This is a genomic window from Streptomyces sp. NPDC127106, from assembly GCF_042677605.1.
Taxonomy (GTDB): Bacteria; Actinomycetota; Actinomycetes; order Streptomycetales; family Streptomycetaceae; genus Streptomyces.
The window spans coordinates 1-17795 of the sequence record NZ_JBHXTC010000034.1; the positions used below are offsets into that span (position 1 = coordinate 1).

General features: G+C 74.5%; 14 protein-coding genes. 3 read left to right on the forward strand and 11 right to left on the reverse strand.

From position 1 onward, the window contains the following. Nucleotides 1-124: 124 nt before the first annotated feature. Entirely contained in the window at nucleotides 125-1012 is an 888-nt protein-coding gene (locus ACFVGY_RS25020; RefSeq protein WP_385680929.1) for an alpha/beta fold hydrolase, read from the reverse strand. Nucleotides 1013-1279: 267 nt separating this feature from the next. Further along, entirely contained in the window at nucleotides 1280-1972 is a 693-nt protein-coding gene (locus tag ACFVGY_RS25025) for a metal-dependent transcriptional regulator (RefSeq protein WP_179176561.1), read from the reverse strand. 211 nt (nucleotides 1973-2183) lie between these two features. Between ACFVGY_RS25025 and ACFVGY_RS25030 the strand changes: the two genes are divergently transcribed. Then, nucleotides 2184-2939 carry an SIS domain-containing protein gene (locus tag ACFVGY_RS25030; protein ID WP_385680931.1) on the forward strand — a complete coding sequence of 252 codons (756 nt, stop codon included), beginning with the start codon at nucleotides 2184-2186 and terminating at the stop codon, nucleotides 2937-2939. A gap of 22 nt (nucleotides 2940-2961) precedes the next feature. Here the strand turns inward: ACFVGY_RS25030 and ACFVGY_RS25035 are convergent, their stop codons facing one another. Both ACFVGY_RS25035 and pdxH read right to left on the reverse strand, forming a co-directional pair. Continuing rightward, nucleotides 2962-4281 carry a PAS domain-containing protein gene (locus tag ACFVGY_RS25035; protein WP_385680933.1) on the reverse strand — a complete coding sequence of 440 codons (1320 nt, stop codon included), beginning with the start codon at nucleotides 4279-4281 and terminating at the stop codon, nucleotides 2962-2964. Nucleotides 4282-4644: 363 nt separating this feature from the next. Then, nucleotides 4645-5307 carry a pyridoxamine 5'-phosphate oxidase gene (gene pdxH, locus ACFVGY_RS25040; RefSeq protein WP_385680935.1) on the reverse strand — a complete coding sequence of 221 codons (663 nt, stop codon included), beginning with the start codon at nucleotides 5305-5307 and terminating at the stop codon, nucleotides 4645-4647. A gap of 203 nt (nucleotides 5308-5510) precedes the next feature. On the opposite strand from pdxH, the gene ACFVGY_RS25045 reads away from it, so the two are divergent. Then, complete coding sequence (locus tag ACFVGY_RS25045; RefSeq protein ID WP_385680937.1) at nucleotides 5511-6617, forward strand: citrate synthase 2; 1107 nt, start codon at nucleotides 5511-5513, stop codon at nucleotides 6615-6617. Between the two features lie 131 nt (nucleotides 6618-6748). Here the strand turns inward: ACFVGY_RS25045 and ACFVGY_RS25050 are convergent, their stop codons facing one another. The 7 genes from ACFVGY_RS25050 to ACFVGY_RS25080 all read right to left on the reverse strand — a co-directional run bounded on the left by ACFVGY_RS25050 (nucleotide 6749) and on the right by ACFVGY_RS25080 (nucleotide 15835). Next, nucleotides 6749-7441 (reverse strand): TetR/AcrR family transcriptional regulator, encoded by a 693-nt coding sequence (locus ACFVGY_RS25050; RefSeq protein ID WP_385680939.1) that lies wholly within the window; start codon nucleotides 7439-7441, stop codon nucleotides 6749-6751. Then, complete coding sequence (locus tag ACFVGY_RS25055; RefSeq protein ID WP_385680941.1) at nucleotides 7429-8166, reverse strand: enoyl-CoA hydratase family protein; 738 nt, start codon at nucleotides 8164-8166, stop codon at nucleotides 7429-7431. The genes ACFVGY_RS25050 and ACFVGY_RS25055 overlap by 13 nt, the downstream gene beginning before the upstream one ends. Before the next feature lie 95 nt (nucleotides 8167-8261). Beyond that, a complete protein-coding gene (locus ACFVGY_RS25060) occupies nucleotides 8262-9434 on the reverse strand; it encodes an acyl-CoA dehydrogenase family protein (protein ID WP_385680943.1) in 1173 nt (390 codons plus the stop codon). After that, on the reverse strand, nucleotides 9431-11491 hold the full coding sequence (locus ACFVGY_RS25065) for a biotin carboxylase N-terminal domain-containing protein (RefSeq protein WP_385681050.1): 2061 nt from the start codon (nucleotides 11489-11491) through the stop codon (nucleotides 9431-9433). The genes ACFVGY_RS25060 and ACFVGY_RS25065 overlap by 4 nt, the downstream gene beginning before the upstream one ends. 125 nt (nucleotides 11492-11616) lie before the next feature. Next, entirely contained in the window at nucleotides 11617-13215 is a 1599-nt protein-coding gene (locus ACFVGY_RS25070; protein WP_385680945.1) for an acyl-CoA carboxylase subunit beta, read from the reverse strand. Continuing rightward, nucleotides 13212-14900, reverse strand: a complete 1689-nt coding sequence (locus ACFVGY_RS25075; RefSeq protein ID WP_385681052.1) for an acyclic terpene utilization AtuA family protein — start codon at nucleotides 14898-14900, stop codon at nucleotides 13212-13214. Before ACFVGY_RS25075 ends, ACFVGY_RS25070 begins: the two co-directional genes overlap by 4 nt. 131 nt (nucleotides 14901-15031) lie before the next feature. Beyond that, nucleotides 15032-15835, reverse strand: a complete 804-nt coding sequence (locus ACFVGY_RS25080; RefSeq protein WP_385680947.1) for a TIGR03084 family metal-binding protein — start codon at nucleotides 15833-15835, stop codon at nucleotides 15032-15034. 341 nt (nucleotides 15836-16176) lie between these two features. On the opposite strand from ACFVGY_RS25080, the gene ACFVGY_RS25085 reads away from it, so the two are divergent. Next, on the forward strand, nucleotides 16177-17790 hold the full coding sequence (locus ACFVGY_RS25085) for an alpha/beta fold hydrolase (protein ID WP_385680949.1): 1614 nt from the start codon (nucleotides 16177-16179) through the stop codon (nucleotides 17788-17790). Nucleotides 17791-17795: the final 5 nt, after the last annotated feature.

The window sequence follows — 17795 nt, forward strand, 5'->3', positions numbered from 1 at the left end:
GGGGGGGCGCGGCGGCGCGGCGGGCGCGCCCCCGGCCCCGGTTCCCGGTGTTCGGGGTCCTGTTCCGCGTGAGCGGGGCCCTGCGTCCGGGGCCCCGCGCTCGGGGCGTTCGTTCGGGGCCGGGTCAGTGGGGCACCTGCGGGCGGAGGCTGTCGAGGAAGGGCTCCAGGACGCCCCGCCAGGCGGTCGGATGGTCGTAGTGGAGGTAGTGGCCGGCGTCGGGGATCTCGGCGTACCGGCCTTCGGGCAGGACGCGGACCATCTCCTGGGCCTCGGCGCGGCCGAGCTCGCCGTCCAGGCCGCGGACGACCAGGGTGGGACAGCTGACCTGGGCCAGCTCCTCCCAGTGCGCGTCGTGGACCCAGGTCTCCCGGGCCGTCAGCATGTCGCTTCGGGAGAACAGGGGGCGCCAGCCGTCGGGGGTGCGGTGCATGACCTCGGCGAAGAAGGCGCCGCGGCCGGGGTCGGGCCGCTGTACGCGGGGGTCGTCCTCGCCGAACCAGCGGCGGGCGGCGTCCTGCGTGGGGAACGGCAGGGGCCAGTGATGGAACCACTCCGCCCATTCGCGCTGGGAGGCCTCGCCGAGGGCCGAGGCGCGCATGTCACAGATGACCAGGGCCTCGACGAGGTCCGGACGGCGGGCGGCCAGCTGCCAGCCGGTGAGGGCGCCCATGGAGTGGCCGACGAGGGTGACGGGGGCGAGACCGAGCTGCTCGACGGCCGCCTCGGCATCGGCGACGAAGGCCTCGCGGCCGAGGGAGGTCGGGACCTCCGGGCCGGCGGCCGGGCGGTCGCTCTCACCGTGGCCGCGCTGGTCGAGGGCCACGACGCGGCGGCCGCGGGCGAGCCAGCGGGCGGTGCCGGCCCAGTGGAGGGCACGGCCCATCAGGCCGTGGAGTAACAGCACCCGGGGCGCCGGGAGGTCCGGCGGCGGGGCGGCGTCCGGTTCTCCGAACTCCCAGGCGGCCAGGCAGACGCCGTCGGCCGCTGTCACATCGATGCGCCGTACCACCGAGGAGGCACCCCCTTCGCTTCGCCGCCACACTATCGAACCCGCATTCGAAAATCGGCTTCTCGCGGTCAACACCGCTCTTTCGAGTGACCTTGCTCAAGGATTGGCGACCCCTGCCGATGGAGATCCTTTGAACAGGGAGGCGGGCCGCTCGGGGAAGACGGTCCGAAGGGGATGACCTTGAGAGCTCGGGGCTCCGGGTCAGCACAGGGGAGGAAGGTCCCGGCGCCGCGAGGCGCCGGGACCACTCGCTTCTCCGGCCTCCGGTCAGGCCTTCGCGACGAACACGTGCGAGGCGATCTCCGCCTCCAGCTCGGCGGCCTCGCCGCCGCTGCCGACCAGCACACCGCCGGGCGACTCGGTCACGCTCACGACCGAACCGGGCTGCACCCCCGCCCGGCGCAGCGTGTACATCAGCTGGGCGTCCGTCTGGATGGGCTCGCCGATCCGGCGCACGACCACCGTCTTGCCCTCGGTGCCCGGCTCCAGGTCCGACAGGCTGACCATGCCGTCCTCGATGAACGGGTCGGCCTCGGCCTTCTCACCCAGCTCCTCCAGGCCCGGGATCGGGTTCCCGTACGGCGACTCGGTGGGGTGGCGCAGCAGCTCCAGCACGCGTCGCTCCACCGCCTCGCTCATCACGTGCTCCCAGCGGCAGGCCTCCGCGTGCACCTGCTCCCATTCCAGGCCGATGACATCGACCAGCAGGCACTCCGCGAGCCGGTGCTTGCGCATCACGCGCGTGGCCAACCGGCGGCCCTCATCCGTCAACTCCAGGTGCCGGTCGCTCGCCACGGCCACCAGACCGTCGCGCTCCATCCGCGCCACCGTCTGGCTCACCGTCGGCCCGCTCTGGTCGAGCCGTTCGGCGATCCGGGCGCGCATGGGGACCACGCCTTCCTCTTCCAGCTCGAGGATGGTGCGGAGATACATCTCCGTGGTGTCGATCAGTCCGGACATTCGTGCCCCTCGGATATCGTGCGCTGGCCCTGTCCCCAATTCTGACGCATCGGACGGACAACCGTCCCGCGCCTTCGCCAAGCCCCGACCCCGCAGCGGGGCCGCGGGGCCCGGGTTGACGCCCGTATTGACACGCCCTTGGTCCGGACCGCACGGTGAGCGGCGGACCCGGACACCCCGTCCCCACCGCCTCTCTGGAAGGGCCTCGGCAATGAGCGAGAGCAAGCTGGCCGGTCAGTTCTTCGATGCCGCGATCGGCCTGCTGCAACGGGTGCGGGACGAGGAGGGCGGGCGCATCGCCGAGGCCGGGACCGCCGTCGCCGACGCCGTCGCGGCCGGGAACCGGCTCTTCGCCTTCGGCGCCGGCCACTCCTCGCTCCCCGCCCAGGACGTGGTCTACCGGGCCGGCGGGCTCGCCCTGATGAACTTCCTCGCCGTCCCCGGCACCGCCGGCGTCGACGTCATGCCCGCCACCCTCGGCAGCGCCCTGGAACGGGTCGACGGCCTCGCCGGGGCCGTCCTGGACAGCAGCCCCGCCACCGCCGGCGACGTACTGGTGATCATCTCCCTGTCCGGGCGGAACGCCCTGCCCGTGGAGATGGCCATGAACGCCCGCGCCCTCGGCCTCACCGTCATCGGGGTGACCTCCGTGGCGTACGCGCGGGAGACCCGGTCGCGGCACGTCTCCGGCACCTTCCTCAAGGACCACTGCGACATCGTCCTCGACAGCAAGATCGCCGTTGGTGACGCCGAGCTGACCCTCGACGGGATCGCCGCCCCCTTCGCGCCCGCCTCCACCGTGGTGACCAGCGCGATCATGCAGGCGGTGATGGCGGCGGCGGCCGGTGGGCTCGCCGCACGCGGCATCGAGCCGCCGCTGCTGCGCTCGGGCAACGTCGACGGCGGCCACGAGTGGAACGGCCGCGTCATGCAGGAGTACGGCGACCGGATCTTTTTCCGCCACTGACCCCGGGCCGGGCCCCGCCCGGCTACGGCTTGTCGGGCGCGGACCGGGCCAGGTCCAGGTCGGCGGCGACCCGGGCCGCGACCTCCTCCGCGTACTCCGCGTCCGCCCGCTCGAACACGGCCCGCGAGGACGCCCGTACGAACGTCAGCACGCCCAGGGTCCGGCCCCGGCTCCGCAGCACCGTGCACAGCACGTGCGCCGCGTTGTCGGGCCACTGCCGGTCCCGCGCCCACACCTCGGCCGCCTCCCCGCGCGGTGCGGTCGCCCGCACCGAGCCGATCCGGTCCAGCGCCTGCAGCGCCGGATGCCCCGGCTCGTACCGGACGAGGATCCCGCCCTGTCCCGACAGCGGCGGCGGCGACACGGCGTGCCGGACGAGCCGCGGCGGGCGGTCCGGGTCGGCCGACGGCTCCAGCACGTCGAGCAGCGCGTGGTCGGCGAAGCCGGCGAGGGCGAAGTCCAACCGCACGGCGGCCGCCTCCCCCGGGTCCTCGCACTCGGCGGCGGACCGCCCGGCCCGGTACAGCTGGCCGGCGCGGAACCGCAGCTGCGCCGTGTCCAGCGCCGTCCGGCGGGCCTCGGTGATGTCCTGGAAGAGCCAGCCGACCCCGAGCGGGACCGGCTCCTCGGCGAGCGGGGAGCCCAACCGCAGGAACCCGCACCGCCAGCAGCGCCGCCGCAGCCCCTCCGGGGTGCGCACGGACACCCACAGCTCCAGCGGCGCCTGCGCGGAGCCCTCGGCCAGCACGTGCTGGAGGGCGCCCTCCAGCTCCTCGGCGCCCTGGGTCAGCAGGTCGCCGAGCGGGCGACCGAGCAGGGCGGTGCGCGCGGAGCCGAAGGCGCGCGCGGCGTGCGCGTTCACGACGGCCGGGCGCAGGTCCACGTCGACGAGCACCACGCCCCAGGAGGCGTCGTCCATCAGCGCCTCGCTCAGCGCGATGGACCGCTCCAGGTCGATCTGGGCGTGGACCTCGGTGAAGGCGCAGTACACGCCGGCCGGCCTGCCGTCCGTGCCCGGCACCCCGGCGGACTGGGTGCGCACCAGGACGCGGCCGCCGTCCTTGGTGAGCAGGGCGAACTCGTGCACCTGGCGGCCAGGGACGTCCTGGACGCCCATGAGCCGGTCCTCCACGTCCGCCGCGTCCGCGGCCCGGGCCGCCCACCCGGCGAACCCCTTGCGGCCCACCGCCTCGGCGGCGGTCCAGCCCAGGATCCGCTCGGCCTCGCGGTTCCAGTGGGTGATCACCCCGTCGGAGTCGAACGCGCACAGGGCCGCGTCCATCCCGTCCAGCAGCGCTGCGAGCAGATCGTCGGTGGGTTGTCCACGTCCGGAAGCACTCACCTGGCACCCCCTGCAGGTGTTCGCGTGTGCGGCACGTCAGATCATTGAACTGGAACGTGACGCAGCCCACACCGCATTCCCCGAATCGTCCCGAAATAAATAACTTGAGACGGCCACGGAAGCGTCCTAATGTCTGCGGTACACGAGAAGGGAGGTGGTTCCGGAAATGTACGACTACCGGACGCGTGAGGTGACTGCGGGCTAAGGGCCCGTCGTCGCAACGCACCCAGTGCGGTGCCCGGCGGAAGCCGCCCGGCGCCAATCCCAAGCAGTCACCCGACCCGCGGGCTCGCCGGCACGTCCGGCCGGCTTCTCTTACCTGCAGGAGAGAACCCGAGCCCGCGGGTCGTCTGCTGTCCGCGGCTACGGACACAGGCGCTCGATGCGCCACTTCTCCCCGTCGAGGACGTAGTGGAGCCGGTCGTGGAGCCGGTTCTCGTGGCCCTGCCAGAACTCCACCTCGTACGGGACGACGCGGATGCCTCCCCACTCCGGCGGCACCGGGACCTGCTCGCCCTCCGGATGCCGCGCCGCGAGCTCCGCGTACCGCTGGTCGAGCTCGGCGCGCGAGGCGATCACCCGGGACTGCTCGCTGGCCCAGGCGCCCAGCTGGGAGCCGTGCGGGCGGGAGCGGAAGTACGCGGCCGTCTCGTCGCGGCCGATCCGCTCGGCCGTACCCATGACGATGACCTGGCGGGCGATGGGGTGCCAGGGGAACAGCAGGGCGACGTGCGGGTTGGCGTCGAGCTCGCGGCCCTTGCGGGAGCCGTAATTGGTGTAGAAGACGAAGCCCCGCTCGTCGAAGGCCTTCAGCAGCACCGTGCGGGAGCTGGGCCGGCCGTCGGGCGTCGCGGTGGATACGACCATCGCGTTGGGCTCGAAGAGGTGCGAGTCGGCGGCCTGCCCGAACCACACGGCGAACTGTCGCATCGGGTCCCCGTCGAGACTGTCCTCGCGGACGATCTCCGAGCGGTACTGCTTGCGCATGGTGGAGGGATCAAGATCCATGTCGGTCACGCGTGCCATCCTGCCGCAGGAGTGCTCCTGCGAGTGTGCCGTATGTCACGCTTCCGCCTGGCATCCCCAACCGCCAAAATCTTGGGGCCGGTCAGGAGCCCCCGCACGGGTGGCCTCCGGCCGTACCGGGCATCAACGGGGATGACCGCGCCGGACCGCCGCGAGTCACGCCGGTAACCGCGCGTGTTCGCACTATCTGAGGGAGCCGCCTGATGTCCGACTTCGTACCCGGGCTCGAAGGAGTCGTCGCGTTCGAGACGGAGATCGCCGAACCCGACAAGGAAGGCGGAGCGCTCCGCTACCGCGGAGTCGACATCGAGGACCTGGTCGGCCACGTCTCGTTCGGGAACGTGTGGGGCCTGCTGGTCGACGGGGCGTTCAACCCCGGCCTGCCCGCCGCCGAGCCCTTCCCGATCCCTGTCCACTCCGGTGACATCCGCGTCGACGTCCAGTCCGCCCTCGCCATGCTCGCCCCCGTGTGGGGCCTGAAACCGCTGCTCGACATCGACGAGCAGACCGCCCGCGACGACCTGGCGCGCGCGGCCGTGATGGCGCTGTCGTACGTCGCCCAGTCCGCCCGCGGACAGGGCCTGCCGATGGTCCCGCAGCGGGAGATCGACAAGGCGGAGTCCGTCGTCGAGCGGTTCATGATCCGCTGGCGGGGCGAGCCGGACCCCCGGCACGTCAAGGCCGTCGACGCGTACTGGACCTCGGCCGCCGAGCACGGCATGAACGCCTCCACCTTCACCGCCCGCGTGATCGCCTCCACGGGCGCCGACGTCGCCGCCGCCCTGTCCGGAGCGGTGGGCGCCATGTCCGGACCGCTGCACGGCGGCGCGCCGTCCCGCGTCCTCGGCATGATCGAGGAGATCGAGCGCACCGGCGACGCGGTGGCGTACGTGAAGAAGGCCCTGGACAAGGGCGAACGGCTGATGGGCTTCGGACACCGGGTCTACCGGGCCGAAGACCCGCGCGCCCGCGTACTGCGCCGCACCGCCAAGGAGCTGGACGCGCCGCGCTACGAGGTGGCCGCCGCGCTGGAGAAGGCCGCGCTGGAGGAGCTGCACGCCCGCCGCCCCGACCGGGTGCTCGCCACGAACGTGGAGTTCTGGGCCGCGATCATGCTGGACTTCGCGGAGGTCCCGGCACACATGTTCACCTCGATGTTCACCTGTGCCCGTACCGCCGGCTGGTCGGCGCACATCCTGGAGCAGAAGCGGACGGGCCGCCTGGTGCGCCCGTCGGCGCGCTACATCGGGCCGGGCAAGCGCAACCCGCAGGAGATCGACGGCTACGCGGACATCGCCAGGACGGCCTGACCGGCCGACGGTCGAGGGGCCGACCGCCGGGGGCGCCGCATCCGGAGACGGACGCGGCGCCCCCGGCGCGTGTACGGGGCCCTGCGGGCCCGGCGTGGCGTGGCCCCGGCGGCCCGGGGTCGGCCCGGGGGTCAGCCCAGGGTCGCGTCGAGGATGCGGGTCCACTCGGCGACCACGCGGGCCCGACGGGCCGTGTCGTCGGTCAGGACGTTGGCCAGGCCCAGACCGCGGGCCATGTCGAGGAAGCCCTGCACGGTCTCCCGCACCCCGGGCACCGACTCGTCCGCGCCCAGCAGCTGCACGGCCATCCGGTGGGTCTCGCGGCCCAGGCGGGCCTCCAGCTCGGCGACGCGGGGGCGCAGCTGCTCCTCGTGCGAGGCGGCGACCCAGAGCTGGAGGGCGGCCCGGAACATCGGCCCGGTGTACAGGTCGACCAGGGCCTCGACGACCGCGGCGCGGCCACTGCCGGCCGCCGCGCCGGCGCCGGTGCTGTCGCGGAGGAGCTCGGGCAACGCTGCCGAGCGCTCCTCGGCCATGAACTCCACGGCCGCGGTGAACAGGTCCTCCCGGGTGCGGAAGTGGTGCTGGGCGGCGCCCCGGGAAACCCCGGCGCGTTCGGCGACGACCGCGACGGTGGAGCCCGCCCAGCCGTGTTCGGCGAGGCAGGTGATGGCAGCGTCCAGCAGGTGGCGGCGGGTGACGCGGCTGCGGGCCTGCTTGGGCAGGTTCCCCGGCTGGCCCTCGGCCGGCGGGCCGGCCGCCGCCGGGCCGTCCGCCGCCTGGGCAGCGGCCGCTGCCGCCGTCGGGCGGGTCACAGCGCCCACGACGGATTCCGGCGCTCGAAGCGGGCGGCGATGCCCTCGCGGGCTTCGGCGGAGCCGAAGTGGTGGGCCGACAGCCGGGTCAGTGCCTCGCCGTCCTGCGCCAGGGCGGCCCTTACGGGGGCGCTGACCAGCCGCTTGGTGGCGGCGAGGGCCTCCGGACCGGCCTTGCGCAACCCGGCCAGGACGGGGGCCAGGGCCTGGTCCACGTCCTCGCCGTGCAGGGTGAGCAGACCGATCCGGGCTGCCTCTGCGGCGTCGAAGGCCTCCGCGGTCAGCAGGTAGCGGGACGCGGCGCGCGGGTCCAGGCGGGGCAGCAACGGGGCGGAGATCACGGCGGGGACCACGCCGAGGTGGGTCTCGGTGAAGGCGTACGTGGACTGCGGCCCGGCGGCGGCGATGTCGCAGACGCCGAGCAGGCCCAGGCCGCCCGCCCGGACGTGGCCGGTGACCCGGGCGACGACCGGGCGGGACAGTGCGGCGATCTCGTGCAGCAGGGCGAGGAAGTCGGCCGGGTCGAAGGGGTTCTTCAGGTCGGCCCCGGCGCAGAAGGTGCCGCCGGTGTGGGTGATGAGCACGGCCCGGACCGCGGGGTCGGCGTCCGCCGCGGCGAGGGCCGCGCGCAGCTCGCCGACGAGGGCCGCGGAGAGCGCGTTGCGGTTGGCCGGGGAGTCGAGCGTGAGGGTGGTGATGCCGTGCGCGTGCGCGGCTTTGACGAGGGGCTCCATGCCGCTCCTTCTCAGCGGGTCCGGTCCGGCTCCGGCGGGGCCGGGGGCGGCCGCACTGGGGGCGGTCGCCGTACCGGCCCGGCCGGCTGGTGCGGCTAGTACGACTTGGGCAGGCCCAGGGTCTGGTGCGAGACGAAGTTGAGGATCATCTCGCGGCTGACGGGGGCGATGCGGGACACCCGGGAGGCGGTGACGAGGGAAGCCAGTCCGTACTCGCGGGTGAGGCCGTTGCCGCCCAGGGTGTGGACCGCCTGGTCCACCGCCTTCACGCAGGCCTCGGCAGCAGCGTACTTGGCCATGTTGGCGGCTTCTCCCGCGGCCAGGTCGTCGCCCAGGTCGTAGAGGCGGGCCGCCTTCTGCATCATCAGGCGGGCCAGTTCCAGGTCGATGTGGGCCGCGGCGAGGGGGTGGGCGATGGCCTGGTGGGCGCCGATCGGCTCCTTCCAGACCTGCCGGGTCCGGGCGTAGTCGACAGCCCGGGCGAGGGCGAATCGGCCCATGCCGATCGCGAAGGCGGCGGTCATGATGCGCTCGGGGTTCAGGCCAGCGAACAGCTGGAGCAGGCCCGCGTCCTCGTCGCCGACCAGCGCGTCGGCGGGCAGCCGTACCTCGTCCAGGACCAGCTCGAACTGCTTCTCGGCGGCCTGGAGTTCCATGTCGAGGGGTGAGCGGCCGAAGCCGGGGGTGTCGCGGGGGACGATGAACAGGCAGGGCTTGAGCGTGCCGGTGCGGGCGTCCTCGGTGCGGCCGACGATCAGGGTCGCGTCGGCGATGTCCACGCCGGAGATGAACACCTTGCGGCCCGTCAGGACCCACGTGTCGCCGTCGCGGCGGGCGGTGGTGGTGATGCGGTGGGAGTTGGATCCGGCGTCGGGCTCGGTGATGCCGAAGGCCATGGTGCGGGAGCCGTCGGCGAGGCCGGGGAGCCAGGCCCGCTTCTGGGCGTCGGTGCCGAAGCGGGCGATGACGGTGCCGCAGATGGCGGGCGAGACGACCATCATCAGCAGCGGGCAGCCGGCGGCGCCGAGTTCCTCCAGGACGATGGAGAGTTCGGCGATGCCGCCGCCCCCGCCGCCGTACTCCTCGGGCAGGTTGACGCCGAGGTAGCCGAGTTTGGCGGCGTCGGCCCACAGTTCGTCGGGGTGGCCGCCCTCGCGGGTGATGCGGGCGTAGTAGTCGCGGCCGTAGCGCTGCCCGAGGGCGGCGACGGCGGCGCGCAGGGCCTGGTGTTCCTCGGTTTCGAGGGGGGTTGCGGTGGCGGGGCTCATGGCTGCGGTGCCTCCTGGACTACGGCGAGCAGGGCGCCGAATTCGACCTGGTGGCCGAGGCCGGCGTGGAGCGCGGTGAGCGTGCCGGAGGCGGGCGAGACGATGCGGTGCTCCATCTTCATGGCCTCCAGCCAGAGCAGCGGCTGCCCGGCGGTGACGGTGCTGCCGGGGGCGAGGCCCTCGGCGATGCGGACGACGGTGCCGGGCATGGGGGCGAGCAGGGAGCCGGGAAGGGTGCGGTCCTGAGGGTCGGTGAACCGGGGGACCGGGATGAGGGTGTGGGCGTTCGGGGCGGGGTGGGCGGGGGTGGGCGCGGTGTCGACGTAGACCTCCTCGGCTGCTACCGCATCCCTGTTGTTCGATTTTTGTTTCACGTGGAACACGCGCCGGATGCCGTCGGCTTCGAGGACGACGCGGTGCGGCTCGGCGGCCAGGACGCGGACGCCGGGGTGGTCCACGAGCTGGGGCGGCCCGCTGTGGGAGGGCAGGTAGCGCACCTCGTACACGCTGTCGGTGTCGGTGCCGGTGCCGGTATCGGTGCCGGTATCGGTGCCGCGGCCGCCGCCGGTCACCCGGTAGCTGCGGGACTGCGGGGCGGAGCGGACGTTGCGCCAGCCGCCGAGGCGGGCGGTGAGCGGGGCGTCCGCGGCGGGCGCGGCGGCGGCCAGCGCGGCGGCGGCCGCGGCCAGCGAGGCCGCCCGACCGGCGTCCGGGGCGGGCTCGGTGAGGGCGCCGAGGTGGCGCTCGTAGAACCCGGTGTCGGTCCGGGCGGCGGTGAACTCCGGGTGCGTGAGGGAACGTACGAGGAGCTCGCGGTTGGTGGCGACGCCGTGGATGCGCGCCGCGGACAGGGCGCGGACGAGGGCGCGGACGGCCTCGGCGCGGGTGGGGGCGTGCGCGATGACCTTGGCGAGCATGGGGTCGTAGTGGATGCCGACGGGGTCGCCGTCGGCGTACCCGGTGTCGACGCGGACCGCGGCGGGCGCGGGCGGGACGGCGGGGGGCGCCGGGATGCGGAAGGTGGCCAGGGTGCCGGTCTGCGGGCGCCAGTCCTCGGCGGGGTCCTCGGCGTACAGGCGGGCCTCCACGGCGTGCCCGGCGGGCTCCGGGGGCTCCGGGGGCAGGGCCGCGCCCTCGGCGACACGGATCTGGAGGGCGACGAGGTCGAGGCTGAAGACGGCCTCGGTGACGGGGTGTTCCACCTGGAGGCGGGTGTTCATCTCCAGGAAGTACGGGCGGCCGTCGGCGGTGACGAGGAACTCGACGGTGCCCGCGCCCCGGTAGGAGACGGCCCGGGCGGCGGCGACCGCGGCCTCGTGGAGGGCGGTGCGCAGGGAGTCGGGCAGGCCTGGGGCCGGGGCCTCCTCGATGACCTTCTGGTGGCGGCGCTGGAGGGAACAGTCCCGGGTGCCGAGCGCCCACACGGTGCCGTGTCCGTCGGCGAGGACCTGCACCTCGATGTGGCGGCCGCGTTCGACGTAGGGCTCGGCGAAGACCTCGCCGTCGCCGAACGCGGACCGGGCCTCGGCGGCCGCGGCGTCGAGTTCGGCCTTCAACTCGTGCAGGTCGCGGACCACGCGCATGCCGCGCCCGCCGCCGCCCGCGGCGGCCTTCAGGAGCAGCGGCAGGTCGGCGCGGGTGGCGCCGGCCGGGTCGACGGGGTCGAGGAGCGGCACCCCGGCGGCCCGCATCAGTTCCTTGGCGCGGGTCTTGGAGGCCATGGCCTCGATGGCCTCGGGCGGCGGCCCGATCCAGACCAGGCCTGCGGCGAGGACGGCCCGGGCGAAGCCGGCGTTCTCGGAGAGGAAGCCGTAGCCGGGGTGGACCGCGTCGGCGCCGGCGGCCAGGGCGGCCTCGATGACGAGGTCGCCGCGCAGGTACGTGTCGGCGGGGGCCGCGCCGGGCAGGCGTACGGCCGCGTCGGCCTCGCGGACGTGCAGGGCGTCGGCGTCGGGGTCGGAGTGGACGGCGACGGTGGCCAGGCCCAGGGCGCGGGCGGTGCGGAAGACGCGGACGGCGATCTCGCCGCGGTTGGCCACGAGGACCGAGGTGATCAGGGGGGCCGAGAGGTCGGCGGAGTCCGCAGCGGCGGGACCCGCGGCGGCCGCGGACGTGGTGACGGCGGTGGCGGCGGTGGCGGCGGTGGCCGTCGTGGTGGGAGTGGTCGAGGTCATGGGCGGGCTCACATCCGGAAGACGCCGAAGCCGCCGCGGGCGCCCTCGACGGGGGCGTTGTGGACGGCCGAGAGGCACAGGCCGAGGACGGTGCGGGTGTCGCGGGGGTCGATGACCCCGTCGTCGTACAGCCGCCCGGACAGGAACATCGGCAGGGATTCGGACTCGATCTGCGCCTCGACGAAGGCGCGCATCCCGGCGTCCGCCTCCTCGTCGTACGGCTTCCCCTTCGCGGCGGCGGACTGGCGGGCCACGATCGACAGCACGCCGGCCAGCTGCTGGGGGCCCATGACGGCGGACTTGGCGCTGGGCCAGGCGAACAGGAACCGGGGTTCGTAGGCGCGGCCGCACATGCCGTAGTGGCCGGCCCCGTAGCTGGCGCCGATGAGGACGGACAGGTGCGGGACGCGGGAGTTGGAGACCGCGTTGATCATCATCGAGCCGTGTTTGACGATGCCGCCCTGCTCGTACTCCTTGCCGACCATGTAGCCGGTGGTGTTGTGCAGGAACAGCAGCGGGATGTCGCGCTGGTTGGCGAGTTGGATGAACTGGGCGGCCTTCTGCGACTCGGCGCTGAACAGCACGCCCTGGGCGTTGGCGAGGATGCCGACCGGGTGACCGTGCAGGGCCGCCCAGCCGGTGACCAGGCTGGGCCCGTAGAGGGGCTTGAACTCGTCGAAGTCGGAGCCGTCGACGATGCGGGCGATGACCTCGCGCGGGTCGAAGGGGGTCTTGAGGTCCGCCGGGACGATGCCGAGGAGCTCCTCCGGGTCGTACAGGGGCTCGGGCGCGCGGGGCGGGGCGGGGTGGGCGCGGCGGTGGCCCAGGCGGGCCACGATCCGGCGGGCCTGGCGGATGGCGTCGTGCTCGTCGACGGCGTGGTGGTCGGCGAGGCCGGAGGTGCGGGCGTGCATGTCGGCCCCGCCGAGGGACTCGTCGTCGCTCTCCTCCCCGGTGGCCATCTTGACCAGCGGCGGGCCGCCGAGGAACACCTTCGAACGGTCCTTGATCATGACGGTGTGGTCGGACATCCCGGGGATGTACGCGCCTCCGGCGGTGGAGTTGCCGAAAACGACGGCGACCGTCGGGATGCCGGCGGCCGAGAGCCGGGTGAGGTCGCGGAAGATCGCGCCGCCCGGGATGAAGATCTCCTTCTGCGAGGGCAGGTCGGCGCCGCCGGACTCGACGAGGCTGATGACGGGCAGGCGGTTCTGCCGGGCGATCTCGTTGGCCCGCAGGGCCTTCCTCAGGGTCCAGGGGTTGGAGGCGCCGCCGCGGACGGTCGGGTCGTTGGCGGTGATCACGCACTCGACGCCCTCGACGGTGCCGATGCCGGTGACGATGGACGCGCCGACCGGGTAGTCGCTGCCCCAGGCGGCGAGCGGGGACAGCTCCAGGAACGGGGTGTCCGGGTCGAGGAGCAGCTCGACCCGTTCGCGGGCCAGGAGTTTGCCGCGGGCGCGGTGGCGGGCGGTGTACTTCTCGCCGCCGCCGAGGAGGGCCTTGCCGTGCTCCGCGTCGAGGGCGGTGAGGCGTTCGAGGGCGGCCGTGCGGGCGGCCGCGTACTCGGGGGAACGGGGGTCGAGGGCGGTACCGAGACGGGTCATGGGCCGGTCTCCTCCGGGGCGGGCAGGAGGTGGACGGGGATGTCGAGGTGCCGGGCGCGCAGCCATTCGCCGAGGGCCTTGGCCTGGGGGTCGAAGCGGTGGGCGGAGGCGACGCCGGCGCCGAGGATGCCGGTGACGGTGAAGTTGAGGGCGCGGAGGTTCGCCAGCGCGTGCCGGGCGACGGGGAAGCCGCGGGTCTCCGGGAGCAGCTCCCGGAACCGCTCCACGGTGAGGGTGGCGTGCAGCCAGTCCCAGGCCGCGTCGGACTCCGCCCAGACGCCGACGTTGGCGTCGCCGCCCTTGTCGCCGCTCCGGGCCCCGGCCACCAGGCCGAGCGGAGCCCGGCGGGTGGGCCCGGTACGGCCGCCGATCGCCCCGCCGCCTTCGCCGACGCCGGCTCGCTCGTGCTGGTGGGCAAGGCCTCCGGCACCGGCGGCCCGGTTCCGGGTGGGGGCCGTGGGGCCGCCCGGGGGGACCGGGGTGCGGGTGCCGTCCGGGAGGACCGCCACCGCGGACACCGCGTCCGCCGGTACGGACGCGGACTCGAAGACCCCGTAGGGCTGGGCCGGGCCCGGCGGGGCGGTCACGTGGAAGCCGGGATAGCTGGCGAGGGCGAGTTCGACGGCCTGCCCGGTCAGGGCGCGGCCCACCCGGTCGGCGGACGGGTCGCGCACCACCAGCCGCAGCAGGGCACTGGCCGTCTCCTCCGTGCCGGCGTCCGCGTGGTCGGTGCGGGCCAGGGTCCAGTCCGCGGCGGCCACGCCGACGAGGGCGTCGGCCATCTGTGCCCGCACCAGGGCGGCCTTCGCCTCGATGTCCAGGCCGGTCAGGACGAACACCACCTCGTTGCGCCAGCCGCCGATCCGGGTGACGCCCGCCTTGAGGGTGTCCGGCGGCGGTTCGCCCACGACCCCGCTGACGGCGACCCGGTCGGGCCCGGCGTCGGCCAGCCGGACGGTGTCCAGGCGGGCGGTCACGTCGGGGCCGAGGTAGCGGGCGCCCTGCGTCTCGTACAGCAGTTGGGCCGTGACCGTGCCCACGGTGACGACGCCGCCCGTCCCCGGATGCTTGGTGATCACCGACGAGCCGTCCTCCGCGACCTCCGCCAGGGGGAAGCCGGGGCGGCGGACGTCGTGCGCGGTGAAGAAGGCGTAGTTGCCGCCGGTGGCCTGGGCGCCGCACTCCAGGACGTGGCCCGCGACGACGGCCCCCGCCAGCCGGTCCCAGTCGTCGGGCGCCCAGTCGAACCACCAGGCGGCCGGCCCGCTGACCAGGGCCGCGTCCGTCACCCGGCCGGTGACCACCACGTCCGCGCCCGCCCGCAGACAGGCCGTGATGCCGGCGCCGCCGAGGTAGGCGTTCGCCGTGAGGGCCCCGGCCGCCGCCCCGTCGCCGTACGGCATCAGGTCGTCGCCCTCGACGTGGGCGACCGAGACCGGGAGGCCCGCCTTCGCGGCCAGTTCGCGGATCGCGCCGGCCAGCCCCGCCGGGTTCAGCCCGCCGGCGTTCGCGACGATCCGCACGCCCTTCTCGTGGGCGAGGCCGAGGCCGTCCTCCAGCTGCCGCAGGAAGGTCCTCGCGTACCCGGCGGACGGGTCCTTCAGCCGGTCGCGGCCGAGGATCAGCATGGTCAGCTCCGCCAGGTAGTCGCCGGTCAGCACGTCCAGCGGGCCGCCGGCCAGCATCTCCCGGACGGCGTCGAAGCGGTCCCCGTAGAAACCGGACGCGTTGCCGATCCGCAGCGGCCGGCGCGGCGCCGCCCCGCCCGCCCCGCCCGCTCCGCCCGCCCCGCCCGCTCCGCCCGGCCCGTCGGCGCTCACCGCGCGGTCCCGGGGGCGCGGCCGGGACCCGCCGGGCCCGCGAAGGCCTGTGCGACGTCCAGCCAGCGGTCGGCGTCCGGGCCGGCCGCCGTCAGGGCCAGGTCGGCGCGGTGCGCGCGCTGGGTGACCAGCAGGCAGAAGTCGAGGGCCGGTCCGGTGACCCGCTGGGGCGCGTCCGGCGGCCCGTACGCCCAGGGCTCCCCGCCGTCCGGGGGCTCCAGCTCGACCCTGAACCCTTCGGCGGGCGCGGGCAGCCCCCGTACCCCGAACGCGTAGTCACGGGCCCGCACGCCGATCCGGGCCACGTGCCGCAGCCGGGCGGTCGGGGTGCGGCGCACGCCCAGCGCGTCGGCGACGTCCTGGCCGTGCGCCCAGGTCTCCATCAGCCGGGCGCTCGCCATGGAGGCGGCCTTCATCGGCGGCCCGTACCAGGGGAACCTGGCGTCGGGTGCGGCCGCGGCGAGCGCGGCGTCGAGTGCCGCGCGGCCGTCCCGCCAGCGGGCCATCAGTTCGGCGGGTGGCAGGGCCGCGCCCTGCTCGGCGCCCTCGTCGACGAAGGAACCGGGGGCCTTGACGGCCTCCTCCACCATGCGGGCGAACCCGGGGGCGTCGGTGAGGGCGAGCAGCGCCGCCCGGTCCGTCCAGTGCAGGTGGGCGATCTGGTGGGCGACGGTCCAGCGGGGCGCGGGCGTGGGCTTCGCCCAGGCGGGGGCGGGCAGTTCGGCGACCAGGGATTCGAGGTCCTGTCCCTCCTCCCGCAGGTCGGGGAAGACGGCGGACACGGCGGACGGATCGAGCACGGCGGGGCTCCCCTCTCGGCGTGGGGGGAAGAGTGGCAGCCCGGACCAAAACAATCAAGCATGCTTGCATCATTTGGCCGAGGTACGCCGCCTTCCCGCCACATGCGCCAACCCACTTGTGCGGCAAGGAACTTGGGGTGAGGCGGCCGACCCGGCAGGTACGGACCCGCACGGCCCGCCGCCGGTGACCGCGCGGTTCAGGCCGTACGCGGCGAACCCGCGAACGCCGCTGCGGGCCGCACCGATACTGAACGCTTCGGCCCCCCGCTCCGGGTCCCGGCCGGGCCCCGGCACCGCACTGCACCGACGTTCAGACCACTCGACGCAGAGGATGAACTGCCGTGGACCCAGCCGTCTTCTCCCTCTATCCCGAACTCGACGCGCACGCCCTCACCGCCTTCGTCGCCGCCCTGGAGAGCGGCGACACCAGCCGCCTGGCCCCGGCCCGCGCCGCCCAGGTCGCCGACGCCCGCTCCGTCGCCGTGTTCTCCCGCACCAAGGTCGCCGGCGCCGAAGGGGACCTGATCGACGCCGCGCTGTGGCGGCACACCCGCCCCGAGCCGCGGCCGGTGATCGTGATGCCCTCGCCGTGGACGGACTCCGGCTGGCTCCCGTACGCCGTCCAGGGCAGCGTCTTCGCGGCCCGCGGCTACAACGTCCTCGCCTACAGCGCCCGCGGGTTCGCCGGCTCCGAGGGCGAGGTCGACGTGGCGGGCCCGCTCGACGTCGCCGACGGCAGCCGGGCCCTGGACCACCTCGTCGAGCGGACCGCCGGCCCGGTGACCCGGATCGGCTTCCTCGGGGTCAGCTACGGATCCGGCATCAGCCAGCTCGTCGCCGCCCACGACGCCCGCGTCGACGCGGTGGTCGCGCTCAGCACCTGGGGGGACCTCGGGGAGGCCTTCCTCGAGAACCGCACCCGGCACGTCGCCGCCGTCGAGGCGCTGCTCAGGGCCGCCGGCCGGGCGCGGCTGAGCCCGCAGACGCAGAGCGTCTTCGAGAACGTGCTGGCGAACCGCGACATCGAGGCCGCCCTGCGGTGGGCCGGCCCGCGATCACCGTTCACGCACGTCAAGGAGCTCAGCCGGCGGCAGGTGCCGGTGTACTTCTCGCACGCCTGGCACGAGACGCTGTTCCCGGCCAACCAGACGCTGAAGGTGTTCAACGAGCTCGCCGGACCCAAACGGCTCGACCTGTCCGTCGGCGACCACTCCGGCCCCGAGACGTCGGGCATGACCGGCCTGCCCAACCGGATCTGGACCACCGCCCACCGCTGGTTCGACCACCATCTCGGGGGCGTCGACAACGGCATAGCCGACGAGGGCCAGGTCCTCGGCGAGGTCATGTGGAGCCGCACCCTGGAACCCCGCCCCACCTGGCAGTCGGTCACCGAACACGTCCGCCGGCTGTACCTGGTCGACGGCGGCGAGCTGGCCGACGCGCCCGAGGCCGGCTGGAGCACGCGCGTGCTGTGCGGGGTGGACACGCCGGCGACCGTCGCCGACGAGATCGTGCGGTCCGGGTACGACGAGATGGCGGGCCGCCCGAAGGCCTACCGGACCGGCAACATCGACCGCACCGTGGCCGCGGTGTGGGTCGCGGACCCGGAGCCGGAGACGGCCCGGCTGCGCGGCGTACCGCGGCTGCAGGTCACGTACCGGGCGGCGAACGCGAAGTCCTCGTTCGTCGCCTACCTGCTGGACGTGGCGCCCGACGGGACGGGACGGATCATCACGCACGCCCCGTACACCGACCTCGCCTCGCCGCCGGACAGCCTGGTCGGCGCGGACATCGAGCTGCAGGCGACCGCGTACGACGTGCCGCGCGGGCACCGGGTGATGCTCGTGGTGGACGGGCGGGACCCGTTCTACGGAGACGCCAACCTGCCGCGGGCCACGCTGGGCTTCACCTCCCCGGAGGCCACGCCGTCCTGCCTGTACCTCCCCCTGGGCTGACCCCC